The organism is Streptomyces sp. NPDC056503, assembly GCF_042794995.1.
In the GTDB taxonomy this organism is placed as follows: Bacteria; Actinomycetota; Actinomycetes; order Streptomycetales; family Streptomycetaceae; genus Streptomyces.
In genome coordinates, this window is the sequence record NZ_JBHTST010000003.1 from 49262 (window position 1) to 73260 (window position 23999).

The following is a 23999-nucleotide window of genomic DNA, read 5'->3' on the forward strand; positions in this document are numbered from 1 at the left end:
TGGAAACCATGGCCCCAGTCGCCATGCGTCTCGCTGCACAATCTCTCTCCGACGCCCAGCCCGTCCCCTTCTGGCTGGAAGACCCCGGCAAGCCCGGCGCCCTGCCCGCCCTCACCGGCACCGAGAAGTGCGATCTCCTCGTGATCGGCGGCGGTTACAGCGGACTGTGGACCGCGCTCCTCGCCAAGGAGCGCGACCCCTCCCAGGACGTCGTGCTGATCGAAGGCCACGAGGTGGGCTGGGCCGCCTCGGGCCGCAACGGCGGCTTCTGCGCCGCCTCCCTCACCCACGGCTTCGGCAACGGCCTCTCCCGCTGGCCGGGGGAGCTGCCGCAGCTGGAACGGCTCGGCGCGGCCAACCTCGACGCCATCGAGGAGGCCGTCGGCCGCTACGCGCTGGACTGCGAGTTCGAGCGCACCGGCGAGATCGACGTGGCCACCGAGGCGTACCAGGTCGAGGAGCTCCACGAGTGGTACGAGGAGGCCGACCGGCTCGGCCTCGCCGAGGGTCTGACCCTCCTCGACCAGGACGCCATGCGCGCCGAGGTGAACTCGCCGACCTTCCTCGGCGGCCTCTGGGACCGCGAGGGCGTCGCCATGCTCCACCCGGCGAAGCTCGCCTGGGGCCTCAAGAGGGCCTGCCTCGACCTCGGGGTGCGGATCTTCGAGAACACTCCGGGCCTCGACCTGGTCTCGGCCGGCGCCGGCATGGCCGTCCGCACCCCCTACGGGCGGGTCGCCGCCCGCCGGGTCGCCCTCGGCACCAACGTCTTCCCGTCCCTGGTCAAGCGGCTGCGCCACTACACCGTCCCGGTGTACGACTACGCGCTCGTCACCGAGCCGCTGAGCGAGGAGCAGCTGGCCTCCATCGGCTGGAAGGGCAGGCAGGGCCTCGGCGACTCCGCCAACCAGTTCCACTACTTCCGCGTCACGGCGGACCACCGCATCCTCTGGGGCGGTTACGACGCCATCTACCGCTTCGGCGGCAAGGTGCAGTCGGAGATGGACCACCGCCCGGAGACCTACCTCAAGCTGGCCGAGCACTTCTTCACCTGTTTCCCGCAGCTGGAGGGGCTCCGCTTCAGCCACGCCTGGGGCGGCGCGATCGACACCTGCTCGCGCTTCTCGGCCTTCTTCGGCACCGCCCACCAGGGCAAGGTGGCGTACGCGCAGGGCTACACCGGCCTCGGCGTCGGCGCCACCCGCTTCGGCGCCGACGTGATGCTGGACCTGCTCGCCGGGGAGCGCACCGAGCGCACCGGGCTGGCGATGGTCCGCTCCAAGCCGCTGCCCTTCCCGCCCGAGCCGATCGCCTGGGCCGGCATCGGGATCACCAAGTGGTCGCTGGCCCGCGCCGACGCCAACGGCGGCCGGCGGAACCTCTGGCTGAAGGCGATGGACAAGCTGGGCCTCGGCTTCGACAGCTGAGTCTCCCCTCCTCCCCAGTGGTGTGATTCAGATCACAACCGATGGGTAGGGAAACCCGCGTAAGAGCGGGGAACGATCGCGCTCTCTCCGTGTGGACGCGCAGCTCCGCGCGTCCCCACGGAGAGGAGTTCGCACGATGACACCTACGGGGGCCTCCGGCGTCAAGGCCGCGGTGGAGTGGCTGGCCGCGGTCGCACCGGATCCCGACGCCTGCCGCTGGGAGTGGGAGCGCAACCCGCACGGGGTCGCCCTGCTGCCGGCCGGCCGGCGCTGGGACGTACTGATCCTGCCGGGCGAGCTCGGCCATCCCACCCTCGACGTCCTGACCCGGCTGGTCGACCGGCCGGGGCCCGTCCTCGCCGACTTCGGCGACGCCCGGATCGGCTTCTTCGTCCCGCCCGGCACCGCCGCCCGCTGGCTCGGCACCGGGGTGCGCGGCGCCGGTCCCGGCACCTGGATCGTCGTCCCGTACCCGGGGCGTTCGACCGGGGGAGTGCGCTGGCTGGTGGTCCCGGACGGCCTCGGCACCCTCACCGACGCCTCGCTGCTCGAACTGGCCATGCACGAGGCGGCGGGCGCGCTGGCCCGCGAGGAGCCGCCCGGGGGGAGCGCCTCCTGAGGCCGCCCCCGCGCCGTCTCCCGGCCCCGGTCCGCCCGACTTCCCAACTCCACATCCCGGCAGAGGTCTTGACCACTCGATTGGTCTGGACCATGCTGTGGCGCGCTCCACTCCGATCCCCCACCCCCGGAGGCAGTCGTGGACCGCACCAGACCCCTCACCCTGCTCCTGGCGGGCGCGCTCGCCATGGGCGGGCTCGCCGCCCTCTCACCGGCCGCCCAGGCCGCCGACGCCGAACTCGCCCGCAACGGCGGCTTCGAAGCCGGCCTGGACGGCTGGAGCTGCACGGCCGGCAGCGGCGCCGTCGTCACCTCGCCCGTGCACGGCGGGACGAAGGCGCTCCAGGCCACCCCGGCCGGCAGCGACAACGCCAAGTGCTCCCAGACCATCACCGTCAAGCCCAACTCGACGTACGCGCTGAGCGGCTGGGTCCGCGGTAGCTACGTCTACCTGGGCGTCACCGGCACCGGCACCACCGACGGATACGCCTGGACCCAGTCGGCCCCGGACTGGCAGAAGCTCGGCACCTCCTTCACCACCGGCGCCACCACCACCTCGGTCACGGTCTACACCCACGGCTGGTACGGCACCCCCGCCTACCAGGCCGACGACCTCTCCCTCTACGGCCCCGGCGGCGACCCGGTCCAGATCCCCGCCACCCCGACGGGCCTCGCCGCCGGCAGCCCGACCTCCACCTCGGTGCCGCTCACCTGGCCCGCGGTCGCCGGAGCCACCTCGTACAAGGTCTACCGCGGCGGCACCGCCGTCGGCACGGCCACCGGCACCTCGTACACCGCCACCGGCCTCACCCCGAACACCGCGTACTCCTTCCAGGTCTCGGCGGTCAACAGCGCCGGCGAGTCCGCCCGGTCCACCGCCGTCACCGCCACCACGACCTCCGGCGGCGGCGGGGGCGGCGGCGAACTGCCCGCCCGCGCCCTCGTCGGCTACCTCCACGCCAGCTTCGCCAACGGCTCCGGCTACACCCGGATGGCCGACGTGCCGGACTCCTGGGACGTCGTCAACCTCGCCTTCGGCGAGCCCACCTCGGTGACCTCCGGCGACATCCGCTTCAAGCTCTGCCCCGTCGCCGAGTGCCCGAACGTCGAGTCCGAGGCCGACTTCAAGACCGCCATCAAGGCCAAGCAGGCCGCCGGCAAGAAGGTCCTCATCTCCATCGGCGGCCAGAACGGCCAGGTCCAGCTCGCCACCACCGCCGCCCGCGACACCTTCGTCTCCTCCGTCTCGAAGATCATCGACGAGTACGGCCTCGACGGCCTCGACATCGACTTCGAGGGCCACTCGCTCTCGCTCCAGACCGGCGACACCGACTTCCGCAACCCCACCTCGCCGGTGATCGTCAACCTGATCCAGGCGGTCAAGACCCTCAAGGCCAAGTACGGCGCCAAGTTCGTCCTGACGATGGCCCCGGAGACCTTCTTCGTCCAGCTCGGCTACCAGTACTACGGCTCCGGCCCCTGGGGCGGCCAGGACCCGCGCGCCGGCGCGTACCTCCCGGTCATCCACGCCCTGCGCGACGACCTGACGCTGCTCCACGTCCAGGACTACAACTCCGGCTCCATCATGGGCCTCGACAACCAGTACCACTCCATGGGCGGCGCCGACTTCCACATCGCCATGACCGACATGCTGCTCACCGGCTTCCCGGTCGCCGGCAACAGCGAGCGCTTCTTCCCGGGCCTCCGCCCCGAACAGGTCGCCATCGGCCTCCCGGCCTCCACCCAGGCCGGCAACGGCCACACCAGCCCCACCGAGGTGAACAAGGCCCTGGACTGCCTCACGAAGAAGCAGAACTGCGGCAGCTACCAGACCCACGGCACCTGGTCGTCGCTGCGCGGCCTGATGACCTGGTCGATCAACTGGGACCGCTTCAACCAGTGGGAGTTCAGCCGGAACTTCGACGCGTACAACTGGAGCTGACCCTTTCCGCGGGGTGACGGCTCACCCCGCCACCTCGCGGAACAGGCGGGCCGGCACGGCACGGGGGTCCGGCCCGCCCAGCTCCGCAAGCGCCGCCCGCAGGTCGAGGGGCACGGCCCGGACCCGGGCCGTGACCGCCCCCTCCGGCGTCCGCACCGCCACCCGGGCACCCTCCGCGCCCGCCGGCGCGGGATGGACCAGGACGCACTCGGGCGGCCCCTCGTCCGCCCGCAGACCGAGCGCGTGCGCGTAGAAGGACGCCTGGTAGAGGTCCTGCGGCGCGAGCTTCCTCTCCCCGTACAGCTTGTACTTGACGTCCACCGGGAGCCGCCGGCCCCGGCCGGAGAGCAGCAGGTCCGGACGGGCGGTGCCGTACCCCCGCCGCCTCCGCTCGTCGAACAGCACCGAGGCGTGCGAGGTCTGGCTCTCCACCCGCGTCCCCGAACCCTCCGCCCCGTCCTTCAGGAGCCGGGTCACGAAGGACTCGAAGAGGGCGTTCATGTCGATCAGGAAGGCCCGCGACACCAGCGGGCCCGCGGAGAAGAGCCCGTCGAGGCCCCCGCCCGTCAGCAACAGCCCCGCCCACAGGTGCGCGGACCGGTAGTGCTCGTTGTGCCGGTGGTACGCCACCGAGGCCAGCGCGGCCCGTACGTCCCCGAGCGGCGTCGGGGCGTGCCCCGCGAACAGCCCCGCCGCCCGCCGGGCCCGGGCCCGCACCCCGTCGTCGCGCGCCGTCCGGGCGGCCAGCGCGAGGGCCGCCGCGCAGAGCCGGTTGTCGACGACGTCCGCCTCGTGCTCCTCGAACCGGCAGGCCAGCACGTCCGGGCGGCCGTGGTGGCGCAGCAGCTGCCGATCGGGGAGCAGCCGGCCCCGCACCACCCGCAGATCGTCCTCGACGGTCACGTAGTCGCGCCGCACCCCGTGCCGCAGCAGCCGCTCGCCGTGCTCGACGACCATGAGGCAGACCAGGTCCCGCAGGTGCGGCCGTCCGCCGGCCAGGGACCGCGCGGCCGGCAGCGGGACCGGCGTCCCGCCCCGGGCGTGGTCGAGCATCCGCAGCACGTCGAGCTCCTCGCCGAGGTACTTCGGCACCACCCGGAACTCGGCCGCCTCCAGCCGCACCGTCCCCACGTGCTGGGCGGCCGTCACCTCCAGCCGGCCGCCCCGCAGCTGCCGCAGCCGCAGCCGCGCGTCGAGGGACCCGTCGTCGAGCAGCCGCCGGTCGGCGTCCGTCAGCCGGACCCCGTCGAAGACCCGGGTGGTGTACTCGGTCAGTTCGAACGGGGCCGGCCGGTCACTCCCCACCGGAACCGACCTGGAGCTCCTCGTACAGGCGGTTGACGAGGTCCTCGTCCGTGAGCTCCCGCAGCGTGTGGGCGGCGACGTCGACCAGCTCCTCGCCGAGGAACGCGGCCAGCAGTCCGTAGTCGTCGTACGCGTACTCCTGGAGCAGCGGCAGGATCTCCCCGCGCACGACCGCGGCGAACTCCGCGGCGGTCGAGACGGGCGCGCCCCCGGAGAACAGGAAGGCGTGCCCGATCTGCTTCTCCCGGTCGAGCCTGGTCCTGATCCGGTCGTTGAGCCGGTCGAGGAAGACCGCCAGGTCCAGCTGGTCCACCTGGGCGCCGCGCAACGGGCCCGGGTCGGGGAGCAGTTCGATGAAGGCGAAGCGGCGGCGGACGGCCGAGTCGAGCAGCCGGACGGACCGGTCGGCGGTGTTCATCGTGCCGAGGAGGCGCACGTTCGGCGGGACGCGGAACGGCGCCCCGGTGAGCGGCAGGGTGACGGGCAGCCCCCGCTTGTCCTTCTCCAGGACGGTGATCAGCTCGCCCAGGATGCGCGGCAGATTGCCCCGGTTCAGCTCGTCCACGACCACCACGTACAGCTGGCCGGGGTCGGCGGCGGCCGCCTCGCACACGCGCTTGAAGACGCCGTCCACCGGCTCCAGGACGAAGCCCGACGCGCCCTTGACGGGCCGCAGGCCCTCGACGAAGTCCTCGTAGCCGTAGCTCGGGTGGAAGGTGGCCATGGTCAGCCGCCCCGCCTCGGTCAGCGCCTCGATCGTCGCGGCGAAACCCGCGCTCCCCGGCTCGGCCAGCGGATCCACCCCCGGCAGGTCGGCGGACAGCTCGCCGAGCCGCCGGACCGCGTACCGCAGCGCGTGGTACGTCTTGCCGGTGCCGGGCGGCCCGAACAGCACGGCCTGGCCCCGGCGTTCGAGGGCGTCGTCGATCCGCTGGAGGGCCGGGTCGAGCGGCGGCAGGGCGACGGAGCCGACGGGCTGCGGCAGGGCCCCGGCCGTCCCGTCGCCGTCCCGGAGGAGGCCCAGGATCCTCTCCCAGAGGTCCGGCGACACCTCCGAGAGCAGCTCCGTGTCCCAGCCGGGCTCCGGCCCGTCCAGCCTGCCGGGGTACTCGTGCTCCCACTCCACGGCCAGCGCGTGCCCCGACAGCGCCCCCACGGAGGCATCGGGCAGCCAGACGTAGCCGTCCCCGGTGACCCGGCCGATCCCCAGGACCCGGCTGCGGCCCCGGGTCGCGACCACCCGGTCCCCGACCCGCAGGTCGAGCAGGCGCCACAGAGCCGGGACGTCGACGGCCGGCGCCGGCCCCGACCTCGCCCACGCGCTGCTCGCGTACGCCTCCTCGTACGCGTCGGCCAGCTCCTTCTCGTCGGCGAACCCGTGCAGGTCCCCGACCAGGTCCACGCCGACGGGGACCAGCCCGGCGGCGGCGAACCCGTCCCACTCCTCCTCAGAACCGAAGCTCCCGATCCGCACCGTCCGGTCCGCGGTCCGCCGGGCCGGGGCCCACCAGTCGAGGAAGTACCGGACCAGCTGCGGCGGCCAGCCGGCGAACCGCGGGTCGTCGTCCACCAGCGACTTCAGCAGCTCCTTGCGGGCGAAGGGCTGGAGCTTCGCCGAACCGCCCGGCGCGAGCCGCTCCAGGTAGTGCCGGGTGAAGCTGTCCGAGTAGACCGGCAGGACGGCGTCCGGGGCGTAGACGCGCAGGGTCTTCGCCACCACCGTGATCCCGGAGCGGACCGAGGCGATCTCGTCGATGTCGCCGACCCGGCCCTCGCGCGCGGCGGTGACGGCGGCGACCAGCCCGGCCCGCACGTCCTCCCAGGCCGCGGCGACGTCCGCGTACCGCCGGTCGAACCACCACGCGCCGGTCCGCTTCCGCCGGTAGACGAAGTGCTTCTTCGCCGTGCCGCCGGTGATGCTCCCCAGCGCCTTGGAACCGAACTCCAGCAGATAGCTGTACACCCGGTGGCCGGGCACGTCCGGCTGTCCGAGCGCGTACCGCTCCAGCGGCAGCTCCGCCCACTCCTCCCAGGGGAACTCCGCCCGGATCCGCTCGGCGTCCCGGTCCGCCGCCTCGACCGCCGCCCGGTACCGCTCCCGGTCGAAGACCGCCAGGGCGTCGTCGACCGGCCAGTACGGCAGGGTCTCCGCGTGGCTGTGGGTGACCGGCCGCAGGGCGCAGGAACAGACGCCGGTCACGGGCCGGTTCCGGCCGTTGAGCAGCCCGGCGGAGACCGCGAAGGCGGCCGGGTCCGCGGCGTCGAGCAGCCGTCGCCAGGTCAGCCCGTCGGGATCGGGCCGGCGCGGGAGCCGAGCGGCGTCCGTCAGGTGCCGGCAGGCCGCCGCGTGGTGGAGCTTGCCCCCGTGGTCGGGGAGGACGACCTCCCCGGACGAAGGACTCAGCTCGTAGGCCCGTCCGTCGATCGTGACGGCGTACCGCCGCTCCCCGTCCGACATGCGTCCCCTCCCCGGATCCGTCCCCGACCGTACCGCGCCGCGAGAAGCGGCCAGCCCAGCAGCGGGAGGCAGAGGGCGACGGAGGCGAGGACGTCCAGGGGCCAGTGGAAGCCGCGGACGATCAGGCCGATGCCCGTGATCAGGGTGAGAACGGCGGCGAGGGGAACCAGACGGTTCGAGACGAGGTACGCGGCACCGAAGTAGGCCACCATCGCGGTCGCCGTGTGACCGGACGGGTAGTAGCCGTGGGCCCAGGGTTCGAGCGGACCGGGCCGCGCCGTCCACTCCTTCAGGGGCACGACGAGCAGCGGGACGGCGGCCATCGCGAGACCCGCGAAGAGGGCGTCCGCGCGGCGGCCGCGGAAGAGGGCGTACGCCATCGCGGCGGCCAGCACGGGCAGGGCGACCGTCAGGTTGCCGAGGTCGGAGGCGAGTTCGGAGAGGCGCCGGGGGACCGAGTCCACCACGGCCGCGGACACCCGCTCGTCGAGCCTGGTCAAGGGGCCGTGGACGAGCACCTGCCAGGTCACGACGGCGAGGGCGACGAGCGCCGAGAAGAGAGCCGGCCGCCCTGGAACAGGGGGGGTGGTTCCAGGGCGGCCGAGAGGATCGGGCTGCCGCGCGCCCCGGGGGGTGTGGGGCGGGCGGCCGTCCGATCGGTGAGGAATCCCGGAGCGCGAGGCTCCGGTGGTGTGCGCTTCGGCACGGTGCGGGCGGTGCCGGGGAGGCTCCGCCCGGGGTGTCTCTCTCATCTGGGAACGACCGTACGGCACGAGACGGGGGGCCGACAGCGGGAAACGCATCCCGCCATCGGCCCCCCACAGAGTCTTCACTCTTTGCGCCGAAGCATCCCTCAGAGGGCCGCGAGCGCGGCCTCGATGACGTCCAGACCCTCGTTGAGCAGGTCCTCGCCGATGACCAGCGGCGGGAGGAAGCGCAGCACGTTGCCGTAGGTGCCGCAGGTGAGGACGAGGACGCCCTCGTTGTGGCAGAACTTGGCGAGCGCGGCGGCGGCCTCGGCGGCCGGCTCCTTCGTCGCCGGGTCCTTGACGAGCTCGATGGCGATCATGGCGCCGCGGCCGCGGATGTCGCCGATGACCGGGAACTTCTCCTGCATCGTGGCGAGGCGGGCCTTCATGACCTCCTCGATGCGCTTGGCCTTGCCGTTGAGGTCCAGCTCCTTCATCGTCTCGATGGCGCCGAGCGCACCGGCGCAGGCCACCGGGTTGCCGCCGTAGGTGCCGCCCAGACCGCCGCCGTGGACGGAGTCCATGATCTCGGCGCGGCCGGTGACGGCGGCGAGCGGCAGACCGCCCGCGATGCCCTTGGCGGTGGTGATGAGGTCCGGGACGATGCCCTCGTCCTCGCAGGCGAACCACTGGCCGGTGCGACAGAAGCCGGCCTGGATCTCGTCGGCGACGAAGACGATGCCGTTGTCGTTGGCGAACTTCACGATCGCCGGCAGGAAGCCCTTGGCCGGCTCGATGAAGCCGCCCTCGCCGAGGACCGGCTCGATGACGATCGCGGCGACGTTCTCGGCGCCGATCTGCTTGGTGATGTTGTCGATCGCCTGGGCGGCGGCCTCGGGGCCGGCGTTCTCGGCACCGGTGGGCCAGCGGTAGCCGTAGGCGACCGGCACGCGGTAGACCTCGGGGGCGAACGGACCGAAGCCCTGCTTGTACGGCATGTTCTTCGCCGTCATGCCCATGGTGAGGTTCGTCCGGCCGTGGTAGCCGTGGTCGAAGACGACGACGGCCTGGCGCTTGGTGTACGAACGGGCGATCTTCACCGCGTTCTCGACGGCCTCGGCGCCGGAGTTGAACAGCGCGGACTTCTTGGCGTGGTCGCCCGGGGTCAGCTCGGCCAGCGCCTCGCAGACCTCGACGTAGCCCTCGTACGGCGTCACCATGAAACAGGTGTGGGTGAAGTCCTGCAGCTGCGCGGAGGCGCGGCGCACGACGGCCTCGGCGGAGGCGCCCACGGACGTCACGGCGATGCCGGACCCGAAGTCGATCAGCAGGTTGCCGTCGACGTCCTCGATGATCCCGCCGCCCGCGCGCTTGGTGAACACGGGCAGCGTGGAGCCCACGCCCCCGGCGACGGTGTCGAGCCGACGAGCCTGGAGCTCCTGCGACTTCGGACCGGGAATGGCGGTGACGACGCGCCGCTCCTGCGGGACAGCGTTCATGCGGGGCTCCTGGGGTGTTCTGGACGCTCTTGCGGGTTTCCTCCGCAGGCTAGGCGCGGCCGCGCGCCCGGCGCATGCTACGGATGGGAGTGGTCCCGGCGTGTCCTTGTCCGTATCGGCCATACGCGCACTTGTCCGGGACGACTCCGTGCCATCGCCCTGATCCGGGGCACGATCCGTGACCGAGGCTCTAGATTGGGCCCGGACGACAGCGCCGCGGAGTCGAAGGGCCAGGGGGCAGGGGAACATGGAGTTCGAGGGCACGCACGGCTCGCGGAGGACACACGACGGGCGTCCGCACGCCGACATCCCCCGCCCGTCCGGCCCGCCCGCCGGCGCCCCTCCGATGCCGGGCGCCACACCGCTCTCCGCACCGCGGTCCACACCGCCCAAGCCGGCGGCCGCGCCCAGCGCGCGAGCCGGCACCACGCTCGTCGACTGGCTGCGCGCGCCACGCCCCGAGGCCGCGCCCGGCGTCTGGCGGTACGGGCACGTGCCGCGGCCCGAGCGCGAACCGGACGAGACACCGCTGCGGACCGTGCTCGCCGGCGCGACGATCTCCTTCCTCGTCGCCGTCCTGCTCTGGTCGCTGCTCCGCAACGGCTACATCCCCTACTGGAGCGTCCCGATCCGGCTCTTCACCCCCGCCGACTGGTGGCGTCCGCTCGGCGGTGCGCCCGTGCCCGGCACCGGGGGGCCGATCGCCCTGGCCGTCTACCGTTTCGTCCTCTTCGCCGGCGTCTTCGGCGGCATCGGCCGCTTCGGCCGCTGGCCCTACGCCTGGAACCGGCTCGTCCGGGCGTACGGACGCCGGGCGCAGTTCGTCATCGCCGTGGTCGTGGGCCTGATCACCATCGCCCTCGTCCGCGGCGACTGGCTGCCGCTCCGCCCCCTCGTCCTCTCGATGCTGCCGTACGACCTGACCGGGCCCGCCGCGGTCTTCGCCAACCAGGAGATGGAGGACACGGCCACCCTGGTGCTCACCCTCGCGACCGCGCTCCCCTTCGTCTGGCTCGCCCTGCGCCGCGCCACCCCGCCGGCCGGGACGCCCGAGGCCGCGCCGCCCCCCGTCACCGGCGGCGCCGACCTCGCCTCCTGGAACGAACTGCGGGCCGCCGGGTTCGGCGAGGCGGCCGAGCGGCTCGCCGCGGAGGCGGCCTCCGGGGCGATGAACGACGTCGACTACGCCCGGATCCGGGCCGCCTGGGAGGCCGCGGGCCAGGCCCACGAGCGGCAGGCGGCCTTCGTCCGGGAGGTCCTCGCCCGGGGCGCGGCGGCCTTCCTGCACCCCTCCGGGGCCCGCTTCCTCGTCGGCCGGACCGCCACGCACGACCTGGCGCTCCGGCAGGTGCGTCTCGGCACCGTCGCGGACAGCGCCCGCAACCCCTACGCGCGCCGCACCACCGGCCTCGCCCTCGACCCCGAGGTGCTCGGCACCGGCATGGTCGTCGTGGGGCCCTCCGGCAGCGGCAAGACGACCCGGCTCGTCCGCCCCCTCGTCGAGTCCCTCTCCCTCCAGGCGCTCGCCGGGCAGGCCGCCGTCGTCGTGGTCGGATCCGACACCGCGCCGCTCGGCCCGGACGAGGCCTATGACGTCGTCATCCGGGTCGGCGACCCCGCCTCGCCGCACGACCTCGACCTGTACGGCGGCACCTCCGACCCGGACCGCGCGGCCGCCCTGCTCGCCGACGTCCTGGCCGGCGACACCTCCGACACCCGCCGGGCCACCACCGCGCTCGCCCAGCTCCTCGGCCCCTTCCACGCCGTCCACGGCCGGTTCCCCTCGGTCCCCGAGCTCCGCGAGCTCCTCGACGGCGACCCCGCCCTGCTGGGAACCCTGCGCGCCTCCCTCGAAGCCGCCGGGAACGCCTCCCTCGTCCGCGAACTCGACGCCCGGGCACGGCAGCGGGGCGCCGACGGAGACCCGGCGGGCCGGCTCGCCGACCGGATCGCCCTCCTCGACCGTCCCGCCTTCGCCGGCTTCTTCGACACCTCCGGGGCGACCTCGCCGTTCACCATGCGCGCCCTGGAGCACCCGGTCCGCGTCCGGATCGACCTGCCGGAAGCCGGGCACGCCGAGGCGTCCCGGCTCCTCACCCGACTCGTGCTCGCCCAGTTCCTCGGCCGGGCCGTGGACCGGACCGACCGCTCGCGCTTCGCCTGCCTCGTCCTCGACGACGCCGCCCACACCCTGACCGACGCGACCGTGCGGGGCCTTCAGCGGCTGCGCTCCGCCCACGCCGGTGTCGTCCTCGGGCTCCGCACCGTCGAGGACGTCCCCGAGCGCCTGCGGACCCCGCTGTTCGGGGCGGTCGGCTGCCGGTTCGCCCTCGCCGGCGTCACCACCTGGGACGGAAAGCGGTTCGCGGAGACCTGGGGCACCGAGTGGGTGGAGGCCCGGGACTTCACCAGCCGGACGGTCCGCTCCGACGAACCCCTCACCCGGGTGGCACACGCCGTGCGCAAGCTCGTCACCGGCAAGGCCGTCACCACCGACGCGGTCACCGTCCGCGAGGTGGAGCGGGAGCGCTGGTCCGCCTCCGACCTGGCGCACGGCGTGCCGCCCGGCCACGCGGTCCTCTCCCTCACCCACGTGCGGGGCGAGCACACGCCGCCCCTCCTCGTCGACCTCCGCGCCTGAGCCCGGTCCCGCGCGGTGGGGCGGGGGGCCTGGCACAATCGGGTGGGCCGCCCTCCCCAGCGGCGTTCCGTCGCCGGGCGCGGGTCTCGCGGGTCCGGCCTCCGCTCGAAGGTCCGCCGGTTTCCGATGCCGCCCACGCTCGCCTCGCTCGTCCAGCACTCCTCGCTCCGGCTTCTGGTCCGGGCGGGGGAGGACCGTCTCGACACCCCCGTCCGGTGGGCGCACGTCAGTGAACTGGCCGACCCCGTGCCGTACATGGAGGGCGGGGAGCTCCTGCTGACCACCGGTCTGACGCTCGACGCCGAGGACCCGGAGGCGATGCGGCGGTACGTGCGGCGGCTGCTCGGCGCGGGGGTGGTGGGGCTCGGGTTCGCCGTGGGGGTGAACTACGACGACATCCCGGGCGCGCTGCTCGAAGCCGCCCGGGCCGAACACCTGCCGCTGCTCGAAGTGCCGCGCCGCACCCCGTTCCTCGCCATCAGCAAGGCCGTCTCCGCCGCCATCGCCGCCGACCAGTACCGGGCCGTGACGGCCGGGTTCGAGGCGCAGCGCGAGCTGACCCGGGCCGCGCTCGCCGAGGGTCCGGACGCGGTCGTCGCCCGGCTCGCCGCGCACGTCGACGGCTGGTCCGCGCTCTACGACGCCTCGGGTGCCGTCGTCGCCGTCTCCCCGGAGTGGGCGGCCCGCCGCGCCGCCCGGCTCACCCCGGACGTCGAGCGGCTCCGTGAACGCCCGGCCCCCGCCAGCGCCGTCGTCGGCGGCACCGACGACCGGGTCGAGCTCCAGTCGCTCGGGACCGGCCGCCGGGTCCGCGGCGCCCTCGCCGTCGGCACGGCCGCCCCCCTCGGCACCGCCGAGCGGTACGCGGTCCACTCCGCGATCGCCCTGCTCACCCTCACCACCGAACGCTCCCGCTCCCTCCAGGCCGCCGAACAGCGCCTCGGCGGCGCCGTGCTGCGCCTGATGCTCGCCGCTCACCCGGAGCACGCCCGTACCGTCGCGGGCGACGTCTACGGCGGGCTCCTCGACGCCCCCTTCCGGATCCTCGTCGCCGAGCCCGGCACCCACGCCGACTCGCCCGAACCCCCGCTCTCCGTGCTCGCCGAGGCGCTGGAGGCCGCCGCCGCCCGTGCCGGCGAGGCCGTGCTGACCGTGCCCGAGGGCGAGGAACGGCTCGTCGTCCTCGCCGGTGACGACGGCGCGGTCGTCGCCGCCTGCGCCGGGTACGCGGAGCGCGAGGCCGAGGACGCCGGGGTCGTCGTCGGGCTCTCCGCGTCCGCCGGCCCCGGCACGGCGGCAGCCGCGTACAAGCAGGCCGAGCAGGCCCTCTCGGTGGCCCGCCGCCGGGGCCGCGCCCTCGTCGAGCACGAGGATCTGGCGGCCGGTTCCGTCCTGCCGCTCCTCGCCGACGACGCCGTACGGGCCTTCGCCGACGGCATGCTCCGGGCGCTGCGCGAGCACGACGCCACGGGCCGCGGCGATCTGGTCGCCAGCCTGCGCGCCTGGCTCTCCCGGCACGGGCAGTGGGACGCCGCCGCGGCCGACCTCGGGGTCCACCGGCACACCCTGCGCTACCGGATGCGGCGCGTCGAGGAGATCCTCGGGCGTTCGCTCGACGACCCGGACGTCCGCATGGAGCTGTGGCTGGCGCTCAAGGCGACGGGGGAGGGGGAGCGGTAGGGCGCAGGGCGTAGGGCATGGGGAGGAGGGCGTGGGGTCCTGCTCGTCGTCGTTCCCGTACGTCTCCGTTCCCGTACGTCTCCGTCTCTGCCCGTCCCGTCTCTGCCCGTCCCGTTCCTGCCCGTCCCGTTCCCGCCCGTCCCGTTCCTGCCCGGAGGCGGGCAGAATTCCTGGTGGGAAGCGGCCGGAGTGCCTAATCTCCTGCTCATGACAAGCCCCGCCGTCGATCCCGCCTCCGCGCCCCCCGCCGACACCAAGCCCGCCGCGACCCTTCCCGCGTCCGCCGTGTCCGCCGCGCCCGCCCGCCGTATCAGCGGTGCCGTCTGGGCCGCCCTCGCCATCGTCTACGTCGTCTGGGGCTCCACCTACCTCGGCATACGGTTCGTCGTCGAGACCATCCCGCCCTTCCTCGCCTCCGGCTCCCGCTTCATCGTCGCCGGACTGCTCCTCGCCGTGCTCGTGGCCTGGCGCCACGGCCCCGCCGCCCTCAAGGTGGACCGGCGCCGGCTCGGCTCCGCCGCCCTCGTCGGCCTCCTCCTCATCCTCGGCGGCAACGGCCTGGTCAACCTCGCCGAGACCACCGTCCCCTCCGGCCTCGCCGCCCTCCTCATCGCCGTCGTCCCCGTCTGGGTCGTGCTGCTGCGCACCGCCGCGGGCGAGCGTCCCGGGCTCGGCGCGTACGGCGGCGTCCTGATCGGCCTCGGCGGTCTCGCCGTCCTCACCCTTCCCGGGCTCAGCGGGGACGTCGGCATCGGCGGCGTGCTGCTCGTCGTCCTCGCCGCCCTGCTCTGGTCGATCGGCACCGTCTCCTCCGCCCGTCTCCCGATGCCCGCCAACCCGTTCACCGCGAGCGTGTACGAGATGCTGGCCGGCGGTATCGGCGGCATCGTCGTCGGTCTCCTCCGCGGCGAGCACCGCGGCTTCGACCCGGGCGCGGTCTCCACCGGCTCCTGGGTGGCCCTCGGCTATCTGGTCGTCTTCGGCTCGCTGATCGCCTTCACCGCGTACGCCTGGCTGCTCCAGTCCGCCCCGGTCTCGCTCGCCGCCACCTACGCGTACGTCAATCCGGTCGTCGCCGTGCTGCTCGGCACGCTGATCCTCGGCGAGGCCCTGACCTGGCCGATCCTCCTCGGCGGCGCCATCGTCGTGGCGGCCGTCTGCCTCATCGTCTCCACCGAGCGGAGGGGGTGACGGGGCGGATCGCCCCGGCCCTACCCTGATCCCTCGTACCGATCGGGCGTGAACACGGCGACAGGGGCGGGATCCGGATGACGGGCACGAAGGCCGGCAGAGCGGCGGGCGAGACCTCCACCCGCGGCAGCGGCGGTTCCGGCAAGACCTCCGGCTCCGGCAAGGCCTCCGCCCCCGGTTCCGGCAAGGCCCCCGCCAAGAAAGCCTCCGGCAAGGCCCCCGCCTCCGCCCCCGCCAGGAAAGCCTCCGGCAAGGCCCCCGCCTCCGGCTCCCGCGACAGCGCGCGGGAGCCCGCCTCCCGGTTCGTCCGGTACACCGTCGTCGGCGGGCTCGTCCTCGCCCTCCTCGCCGGCTGCGGGGCCATCACCGCCGGCGTCCTCGCCGGCGAGGGCCACCTCCCGGGCGACTCGATGCGCGAGGTCTGGAGCGCCGGGCGCGAGGACGCCCGCTCCGAGTCCGGCAACGGCGCCTGGGCCGTCGGCGACACCCTCGTCAGCAGCCGCTCCCACGGCGTCACCGGCTTCGACGCCCGCACCGGCGCGCGGCGCTGGAGCTACACGCCGTCCGGGAGCGCCGCGATCTGCTCCGTCAGCCGCGCCGCCGAGGACGGCGTCGCCCTGGTCGCGCAGGGCACGCCCGGCACCCCGGACGACGAGTCGGTCGCGGCCGGCCTGGGGTGCGCGACCGTCGTCGCCCTCGACCTGAGGGACGGGCGCGAGCTGTGGCGCGCCGCCCGGACCCCGGACGGCGGCGAGATCCGGGACGAGAAGGACGTCGTCGCCGTCGGCGGCGGGCTCGCCGTCGTCCGCGACGAGGACGCGTACTGGCCGTACGCCTGGTCCGGCGACGGGGCCGGCGAGCGGGCCGGGTACGTCCGCCCGGACCGCGCCCTGCGCGCCCTCGACCTGCGCACCGGCAAGCCGCGCTGGACGGCCGCCATGCCGAAGGGCTGCGTGCCCTACGGCGTCGCCGCGGCGCGGCGCCAGGTCCTCGCCCTCGTCGTCTGCGAGCGGAAGGACATCCGGCTCGCCGCCTTCGACCCGGCCGACGGCCGGCACCGCTGGACCACCGAGCTCTCCCGGGACCGGGTGGTCGAGCCGATCGCCAACGAGTCCGCGTTCCTCTCCGCCGACCCCGCCGTGGTGAGCGTCGACGGCCTCGACCTGAGGGGATACCCGACGGTCCTCTCCTTCTCCGCCGACGGGCGCGCCCAGGGCCGTATCGCCTCCGGCGGCGACATCGACTACCTGGCCACCGACGCGCCGGCCCAGGCCCTGGTCGCGTACGGGCGGCTCTACGCCGTCGAGGCCATGTTCCACGACACGATCAGCGCCTTCGACCTGCGCACCGGGCAGCGGCTGTGGCGCGCGAAGCTCGAACGCCGGGAGGACGTCCTCGCGCTGCGGGTCGCCGGCGGACGGGTCACCGCCCTGGTCGACCTGTACGCGAGCAAGGGGGAGGACGGGCTGCTCGTCCTCGACGCCGACACCGGGGAGGAGCGCGACCTGCGCACCTTCCCCGACTCGGTCGGCGCGTCCTTCGGCGAGATCACGGACCTCTTCGGGCACGACGGGCGGCTGATCCCCGCCCGGGGCGCCGGCTTCCGCCCCTTCTCCGCCTACGAGGAGCGCTGACCGGCACCCGGCCGCGGCGCCTCTTCGGCCGAAGCGGACAGACCGCCACGCCCACCACTCCAACACGGACAAACGCCCGCCCGCGTTCCCGGCCCTAACGTGTCCGGAGAGAGCAACCGCCCGCACCGGGCAACCGCTCGCACCCCGAAACGGAAAGGGCCGGGACACGCAATGACGACCACCCACGCCTTCTGGGTCGCCGGCCGCGAGGCCACCGGCGACACCACCTTCGACGTCACGAACTCGTACGACGGACGTCTGGTCGGCAAGGTCGCCGTGCCCACCGAGGCCCAGGTCGAGGAGGCCGTCGCGGCCGCCCACGCGGTCGTCGACGAGTTCGCCGCCACCCCGGCGCACGTGCGTGCCGCCGCCCTCGACCACGTGTCGAAGCGGCTCGCCGAGCGCACCGAGGAGATCGCCCAGATCATCTCCGCCGAGAACGGCAAGCCCATCAAGTGGGCCCGCGGCGAGGTCGGCCGCGCCGTCTCCGTCTTCCGTTTCGCCGCCGAGGAGGCCCGCCGCTGGAACGCCGGCGAGGCCCAGCGCCTGGACACCGAGGCCGGCGGCGCGGGCCGCCTCGCCCTCACCCGCCGCGTGCCCAAGGGCGTCGTCCTCGGCATCGCGCCCTTCAACTTCCCGCTGAACCTCAGCGCCCACAAGGTCGCCCCGGCCATCGCCGTCGGCGCCCCGATCATCCTCAAGCCGGCCCCGGCCACCCCGATCTCCTCCCTCGTCCTGGGCGAGATCCTGGCCGAGACCGATCTGCCGGCCGGCTCCTGGTCGATCCTCACCGTGCCGAACGACCGGATGCCCGCCCTCGTCCAGGACGAGCGCCTCCCGGTCATCTCCTTCACCGGCTCGGACAAGGTCGGCTACGCCATCCAGGCCTCCGTGCCGCACAAGCACTGCACCCTGGAGCTCGGCGGCAACGCCGCCGCCGTCGTCCTCGCCGACTGGTCCTCCGAGGCCGACCTGGACTGGGCCGCGACCCGCATCGCGACCTTCTCCAACTACCAGGGCGGCCAGTCCTGCATCTCCGTGCAGCGCGTGATCGCCGACGCCACCGTCTACGACCGCCTGCTGCCGAAGATCGTCGCGGCCGTCGAGGCCCAGGTCACCGGCGACCCGGCGGACGACGCCACCGACGTCGGCCCGCTCGTCGACGAGGCCGCCGCCCGGCGCGTCGAGTCCTGGGTCGACGAGGCCGTCGCGGCCGGCGCCAAGCTCCTCGCCGGCGGCAAGCGCGAGGGCGCCACCTACGCCCCGACCGTCCTCACCGAGCTCCCGGCCGACGTCACCCTGGCCCGCGCCGAGGTCTTCGGCCCGGTCCTCACGGTCGCGAAGGTCGACGGCGAGGCCGAGGCCTTCGCCGCGGTCAACGACTCGGACTTCGGCCTCCAGGCCGGCGTCTTCACCCACGACCTGCAGACCGCCTTCCGCGCCCACCGCGCCCTGGAGGTCGGCGGCGTGATCGTCGGCGACGTCCCCTCGTACCGCGCCGACCAGATGCCGTACGGCGGCGCCAAGCGCTCCGGCACCGGCCGCGAGGGCGTCGCCTACGCCATGGACGACTACACCTACGAGCGCGTGCTGGTCCTCACCGGCCTCGCCCTCTGACGGGTCCGTCCGAGGGACCCGTCCCACGAGACCAGGCGGTCCGAGCCCACTGTGCGGGGGCTCGGGCCGCCTCTCGTGCGTGCCCGGACGGCGGCGGTACGGCCTCGGTACGGCCTCCGGGCCCGCCGCCGTCCACGGAGCGGAACGTCGCGACGGCCGCCCCGCCCGGCGCGGCAGGATGACCGGCGTGACCGTCATCGACATCCCCGGCTCCAAGTCCGTCACCGCCCGCGCGCTCTTCCTCGCCGCCGCGGCGGAGGGCACCACCACCCTCCTGCGCCCGCTCCTCTCCGACGACACCGAGGGCTTCGCCGAAGGGCTCCGGGCCCTCGGGTACGCCGTGCGGCAGGAGCCCGGCGCCTGGCACATCGAGGGCCGCCCGGCCGGCCCGGGGACCGCCGACGCCGACGTCTACTGCCGCGACGGCGCCACCACCGCACGCTTCCTGCCCACCCTCGCCGCCGCCGGCCACGGCACCTTCCGCTTCGACGCCTCCGCCCAGATGCGCCGCCGCCCGCTCGGCCCGCTCAGCACCGCCCTGCGCGAGCTCGGCGTGGACCTGCGGCACGGCGGGAAGGACGGCCACCACCCGCTCGCCGTGCACGCCGCCGGCGTCAAGGGCGGCGCGCTCACCCTCGACGCCGGCCAGTCCTCCCAGTACCTGACGGCCCTGCTGATGCTGGGCCCGCTCACCGCCGAGGGCCTGGACATCACGGTCACCGACCTGGTCTCGGAGCCGTACGTCGAGATCACCCTCGCGATGATGCGCGCCTTCGGCGCCGAGGTCGCCCGGGAGGACGACGAGCGGGGCCGCACCTACCGCGTCGCCCCCACCGGCTACCGCGCCCGCTCCTACGGCATCGAGCCCGACGCCTCCACGGCCAGCTACTTCTTCGCCGCCGCGGCCCTCCGGCCCGGGGGCTCCGTCACCGTCCCCGGCCTCGGCACCGGCGCCCTCCAGGGCGACCTCGCCTTCGTCGAGGTGCTGCGCCGCATGGGCGCCGCCGTCGAGGTCACCGCCGAGTCCACCACCGTCCGCTCCACCGGCGTCCTGCGCGGACTCACCGTCAACATGCGCGACATCTCCGACACCATGCCGACCCTCGCCGCCCTCGCCCCCTTCGCCGACGGGCCGGTCCGCATCGAGGACGTCGCCAACACCCGGGTCAAGGAGTGCGACCGGCTCGACGCCTGCGCCGAGAACCTCCGCCGCCTCGGCGTCACGGTGGCCACCGGACCCGACTGGATCGAGATCCACCCCGGCACCCCCGCCGGCCCGGTCGAGATCGCCACCCACGGCGACCACCGGATCGTCATGTCCTTCGCCGTCACCGCCCTGCGCACCCCCGGCATCACCTTCGACGACCCCGGCTGCGTGAAGAAGACCTTCCCGGACTTCCACCGCGTCTTCGGAGCATTCGGCGCGTTCCCCCGGACCGCGTGAAGAGCCCACAGCGTTTGGGGCAAGAATGGGGGGCATGAGCGACCGCCCCTCTCCTCTCGCCGATCCGCACATCGCCTTCGACCCCTCCGAAGGACGCCGGGACATCGTCGTCCTCGGCTCGACGGGATCCATCGGCACCCAGGCCATCGACCTGGTGCTGCGCCACCCCGACCGCTTCCGGGTCACCGCCCTGGCCGCCTCCGGGGGCCGGATCGGGCTGCTCGCCGAGCAGGCCCACCGGCTCCGGGTCGCCCAGGTCGCCGTCGCGCGCGAGGAGACCGTGGAGGAGCTGCGTACCGCGCTGAAGGCGCTGTACGGCTCCGAGCCGCTGCCCGAGCTCCTGGCCGGCCCCGACGCCGCCGCGGAGCTCGCCGCCTCCCCGTGCCACACGGTGCTCAACGGCATCACCGGCTCCATCGGACTCGCGCCGACCCTCGCCGCCCTGGAGGCCGGCCGCACCCTCGCCCTCGCCAACAAGGAGTCGCTGATCGTCGGCGGCCCGCTGGTGAAGGCGCTCGCGAAGCCCGGCCAGATCATCCCGGTCGACTCCGAGCACGCCGCCCTCTTCCAGGCGCTCGCCGCCGGCACCCGCGCCGACGTCCGCAAGCTGGTCGTCACCGCCTCCGGCGGCCCCTTCCGCGGCCGCACCCGGGCGGACCTCGCCCACGTGACCCGCGAGGACGCGCTGGCCCACCCGACCTGGGCGATGGGCCCGGTCATCACGGTCAACAGCGCCACCCTGGTCAACAAGGGCCTGGAGGTCATCGAGGCGCACCTCCTCTACGACATCCCCTTCGACCGCATCGAGGTCGTCGTCCACCCCCAGTCGTACGTGCACTCCATGGTCGAGTTCACCGACGGCTCCACCCTCGCCCAGGCCACCCCGCCGGACATGCGGGGCCCGATCGCCCTCGGCATCGGCTGGCCCGAGCGGGTCCCCGACGCGGCCCCCGCCTTCGACTGGACCAAGGCCTCCACCTGGGAGTTCTTCCCGCTCGACGACGAGGCCTTCCCGTCGGTGAACCTGGCCCGGCACGTCGGCGGGCTGGGCGGCACCGCCCCCGCCGTCTTCAACGCCGCCAACGAGGAGTGCGTCGAGGCGTTCCTCGCCGGGCGGCTCCCGTTCAACGGCATCATGGACACCGTCACGGCGGTCGTCACCGAACACGGACGGCCCACCGGGGGAACCTCCCTGACGGTGCCGGACGTCCTGGAAGCGGAGACCTGGGCCCGGGCCCGGGCCCGAGAGCTCGCAGCGAAGGCAACCGCGGAGGCACGCGCATGACGGAAGCGCTCCTGTACGTCCTGGGCATCGTCCTGTTCGCCCTGGGACTGCTCGTCTCCATCGCCTGGCACGAGCTCGGCCACCTCTCCACGGCCAAGCTCTTCGGCATCCGCGTGCCCCAGTACATGGTCGGCTTCGGCCCCACGATCTGGTCGAAGAAGCGCGGCGAGACCGAGTACGGCATCAAGGCCATCCCGGCCGGCGGCTACATCCGCATGATCGGCATGTTCCCGCCCGGCGAGGACGGCAAGATCGAGGCCCGCTCCACCTCGCCCTGGCGCTCCATGATCGAGGACGCCCGCGAGGCGTCGTACGAGGAGCTCCAGCCCGGCGACGAGACCCGGCTCTTCTACACGCGCAAGCCGTGGAAGCGCGTGATCGTCATGTTCGCCGGACCGTTCATGAACCTGGTCCTCGCCCTCGGCCTCTTCTACGGCTCGCTGATGACCCTCGGCATCGAGGGCCAGACCACCAAGGTCGCCGGCGTCCAGAAGTGCGTCATCAAGCAGAACGCCAACCGCGACGCCTGCGAGCAGGGCGACCCGGTCTCCCCGGCGTTCAAGGCGGGCCTGCGGGAGGGCGACACGATCGTCGCCTTCAACGGCACCCCGGTCTCCGACTGGGACACCCTCTCGGACCGCATCCGGGACACCATCGGCCCCGCCACGATCACCGTCGAGCGGGCCGGGCAGCGCCTCGACCTGCACCCGAACCTGGTCTCCAACGAGGTCCTGAAGAAGGACGAGGACGGCCAGATCGTCCGGCCCGTCGCGTACGTCCCGGCCGGCTACCTCGGCTTCCAGGCGAGCAGCGAGGTCGCGCCGCTCTCCTTCGTCGACACCACCGAGCGCATGGGCGACCTGCTGGAGAACGGCGTCCACTCGGTCATCGCCCTCCCCGGCAAGATCCCCGGCCTGTGGGACGCCACCTTCGGCGACGGCGAGCGCGCCGAGGACTCCCCGGTCGGCGTCGTCGGCGCCGCCCGCATCACCGGTGAGCTCATGACCGTGGACGCCCCGCCGGAGCGGATCCTCGTCATGTTCATGAACCTGCTGGTGTACTTCAACGTCTCGCTGTTCCTCTTCAACATGCTCCCGCTGCTGCCGCTCGACGGCGGCCACATCGCGGGCGCCCTGTGGGAGTCCGTCCGCCGCCACACCGCCCGGCTCTTCAAGCGCGCCGACCCCGGCCCGTTCGACGTGGCCAAGCTGATGCCCGCCGCCTACGTGGTCGCCGGCGTCTTCGTCTGTTTCACGCTGCTCGTCCTCGCCGCCGACCTCGTCAACCCGGTGAAGCTGACGTAGCCCTCAGGGGGGCCGCGCACCGCCGTGTCCGGCCCCCCGCCCCAGGGGCGGTAACCTCGGAAGCCCGAGCCCGCCGACGCACGACCTCGAGGTTGCACAGACTCATGACCGCGATTTCCCTCGGTATCCCCTCCGTCCCGACCCGGCTCGCCGAGCGCCGCAAGAGCCGGCAGATCCAGGTCGGCAGCGTGGCCGTCGGCGGCGACGCACCCGTCTCGGTGCAGTCGATGACGACGACCCGCACGTCCGACATCGGTGCCACCCTCCAGCAGATCGCCGAGCTGACCGCCTCCGGCTGCCAGATCGTCCGCGTGGCCTGCCCCACCCAGGACGACGCCGACGCGCTCGCCACGATCGCCCGCAAGTCGCAGATCCCGGTGATCGCCGACATCCACTTCCAGCCGAAGTACGTCTTCGCCGCGATCGACGCGGGCTGCGCGGCGGTCCGCGTCAACCCGGGCAACATCAAGCAGTTCGACGACAAGGTCAAGGAGATCGCCAAGGCGGCCGGCGACGCGCGCGTCCCGATCCGCATCGGCGTCAACGCCGGCTCCCTCGACGCCCGCCTGCTCAAGAAGTACGGCAAGGCCACCCCCGAGGCGCTCGTCGAGTCCGCCCTCTGGGAGGCGTCCCTCTTCGAGGAGCACGGCTTCCGCGACATCAAGATCTCGGTCAAGCACAACGACCCGGTCGTCATGGTCGAGGCCTACCGCCAGCTCGCCGCCCAGTGCGACTACCCGCTGCACCTCGGCGTCACCGAGGCCGGCCCCGCCTTCCAGGGCACCATCAAGTCCGCCGTCGCCTTCGGCGCGCTCCTCTCCCAGGGCATCGGCGACACCATCCGGGTCTCGCTCTCCGCCCCGCCGGCCGAGGAGATCAAGGTCGGCATCCAGATCCTGGAGTCGCTCAACCTCCGCCAGCGCCGCCTGGAGATCGTCTCCTGCCCGTCCTGCGGCCGCGCCCAGGTCGACGTCTACAAGCTCGCCGAGGAGGTCACCGCCGGCCTCGACGGCATGACCGTCCCGCTCCGCGTCGCCGTCATGGGCTGCGTCGTCAACGGCCCCGGCGAGGCCCGCGAGGCCGACCTCGGCGTCGCCTCCGGCAACGGCAAGGGCCAGATCTTCGTCAAGGGCGAGGTCATCAAGACCGTTCCCGAGTCGAAGATCGTCGAGACCCTCATCGAGGAAGCCCTCAAGATCGCCGAGCAGATGGAGAAGGACGGCATCGAGAGCGGCGAGCCGACCGTCGCCATCGCCGGCTGAGCA

Annotated in this window: 16 protein-coding genes; 12 read left to right on the forward strand and 4 right to left on the reverse strand. The window is 73.8% G+C overall.

Translation table 11 applies throughout. The features are described from left to right. Positions 1-8 precede the first annotated feature (8 nt). The 3 genes from ACFQ8C_RS01595 to ACFQ8C_RS01605 all read left to right on the forward strand — a co-directional run bounded on the left by ACFQ8C_RS01595 (position 9) and on the right by ACFQ8C_RS01605 (position 3987). Positions 9-1427 (forward strand): NAD(P)/FAD-dependent oxidoreductase, encoded by a 1419-nt coding sequence (locus tag ACFQ8C_RS01595; protein ID WP_383451062.1) that lies wholly within the window; start codon positions 9-11, stop codon positions 1425-1427. Between the two features lie 136 nt (positions 1428-1563). Beyond that, positions 1564-2046 (forward strand): hypothetical protein, encoded by a 483-nt coding sequence (locus ACFQ8C_RS01600; RefSeq protein WP_383451064.1) that lies wholly within the window; start codon positions 1564-1566, stop codon positions 2044-2046. A 186-nt stretch (positions 2047-2232) separates the two neighbouring features. Then, positions 2233-3987 (forward strand): chitinase, encoded by a 1755-nt coding sequence (locus ACFQ8C_RS01605; RefSeq protein ID WP_383451226.1) that lies wholly within the window; start codon positions 2233-2235, stop codon positions 3985-3987. 21 nt (positions 3988-4008) lie between these two features. On the opposite strand, the gene ACFQ8C_RS01610 is transcribed toward ACFQ8C_RS01605, so the two are convergent. The 4 genes from ACFQ8C_RS01610 to gabT all read right to left on the reverse strand — a co-directional run bounded on the left by ACFQ8C_RS01610 (position 4009) and on the right by gabT (position 9938). Continuing rightward, positions 4009-5292 (reverse strand): McrC family protein, encoded by a 1284-nt coding sequence (locus ACFQ8C_RS01610; RefSeq protein WP_383451067.1) that lies wholly within the window; start codon positions 5290-5292, stop codon positions 4009-4011. Then, positions 5282-7750 (reverse strand): McrB family protein, encoded by a 2469-nt coding sequence (locus ACFQ8C_RS01615; RefSeq protein WP_383451069.1) that lies wholly within the window; start codon positions 7748-7750, stop codon positions 5282-5284. Before ACFQ8C_RS01615 ends, ACFQ8C_RS01610 begins: the two co-directional genes overlap by 11 nt. After that, positions 7693-8280, reverse strand: a complete 588-nt coding sequence (locus tag ACFQ8C_RS01620; protein WP_383451070.1) for a phosphatase PAP2 family protein — start codon at positions 8278-8280, stop codon at positions 7693-7695. The genes ACFQ8C_RS01615 and ACFQ8C_RS01620 overlap by 58 nt, the downstream gene beginning before the upstream one ends. 323 nt (positions 8281-8603) lie before the next feature. Then, a complete protein-coding gene (gabT, locus tag ACFQ8C_RS01625; protein ID WP_383451073.1) occupies positions 8604-9938 on the reverse strand; it encodes a 4-aminobutyrate--2-oxoglutarate transaminase in 1335 nt (444 codons plus the stop codon). Positions 9939-10185: 247 nt separating this feature from the next. Between gabT and ACFQ8C_RS01630 the strand changes: the two genes are divergently transcribed. The 9 genes from ACFQ8C_RS01630 (at position 10186) to ispG (ending at position 23996) form a co-directional block, all read left to right on the forward strand. Beyond that, the gene (locus ACFQ8C_RS01630; protein WP_383451074.1) at positions 10186-12579 is read left to right on the forward strand and encodes an ATP/GTP-binding protein; all 2394 of its coding nucleotides are present in this window, start codon (positions 10186-10188) and stop codon (positions 12577-12579) included. 126 nt (positions 12580-12705) lie between these two features. Next, positions 12706-14259, forward strand: a complete 1554-nt coding sequence (locus tag ACFQ8C_RS01635; protein WP_383451076.1) for a PucR family transcriptional regulator — start codon at positions 12706-12708, stop codon at positions 14257-14259. Positions 14260-14466: 207 nt separating this feature from the next. Further along, on the forward strand, positions 14467-15450 hold the full coding sequence (locus ACFQ8C_RS01640) for an EamA family transporter (RefSeq protein ID WP_383451078.1): 984 nt from the start codon (positions 14467-14469) through the stop codon (positions 15448-15450). A 77-nt stretch (positions 15451-15527) separates the two neighbouring features. Further along, positions 15528-17084: a PQQ-binding-like beta-propeller repeat protein gene (locus ACFQ8C_RS01645; protein ID WP_383451081.1), complete on the forward strand. Its 1557-nt coding sequence runs from the start codon at positions 15528-15530 to the stop codon at positions 17082-17084. Between the two features lie 171 nt (positions 17085-17255). After that, positions 17256-18701: an aldehyde dehydrogenase family protein gene (locus tag ACFQ8C_RS01650; RefSeq protein ID WP_383451084.1), complete on the forward strand. Its 1446-nt coding sequence runs from the start codon at positions 17256-17258 to the stop codon at positions 18699-18701. A gap of 187 nt (positions 18702-18888) precedes the next feature. After that, positions 18889-20145, forward strand: coding sequence for a 3-phosphoshikimate 1-carboxyvinyltransferase (aroA, locus tag ACFQ8C_RS01655; RefSeq protein WP_383451086.1), 1257 nt, complete (start codon positions 18889-18891; stop codon positions 20143-20145). A 34-nt stretch (positions 20146-20179) separates the two neighbouring features. Next, entirely contained in the window at positions 20180-21430 is a 1251-nt protein-coding gene (gene dxr / locus ACFQ8C_RS01660) for a 1-deoxy-D-xylulose-5-phosphate reductoisomerase (RefSeq protein ID WP_383451089.1), read from the forward strand. Then, positions 21427-22734, forward strand: a complete 1308-nt coding sequence (locus tag ACFQ8C_RS01665) for a M50 family metallopeptidase (RefSeq protein WP_383451091.1) — start codon at positions 21427-21429, stop codon at positions 22732-22734. The genes dxr and ACFQ8C_RS01665 overlap by 4 nt, the downstream gene beginning before the upstream one ends. A gap of 104 nt (positions 22735-22838) precedes the next feature. Further along, a complete protein-coding gene (ispG, locus tag ACFQ8C_RS01670; RefSeq protein WP_383451094.1) occupies positions 22839-23996 on the forward strand; it encodes a flavodoxin-dependent (E)-4-hydroxy-3-methylbut-2-enyl-diphosphate synthase in 1158 nt (385 codons plus the stop codon). The last annotated feature ends 3 nt before the right edge of the window (positions 23997-23999 follow it).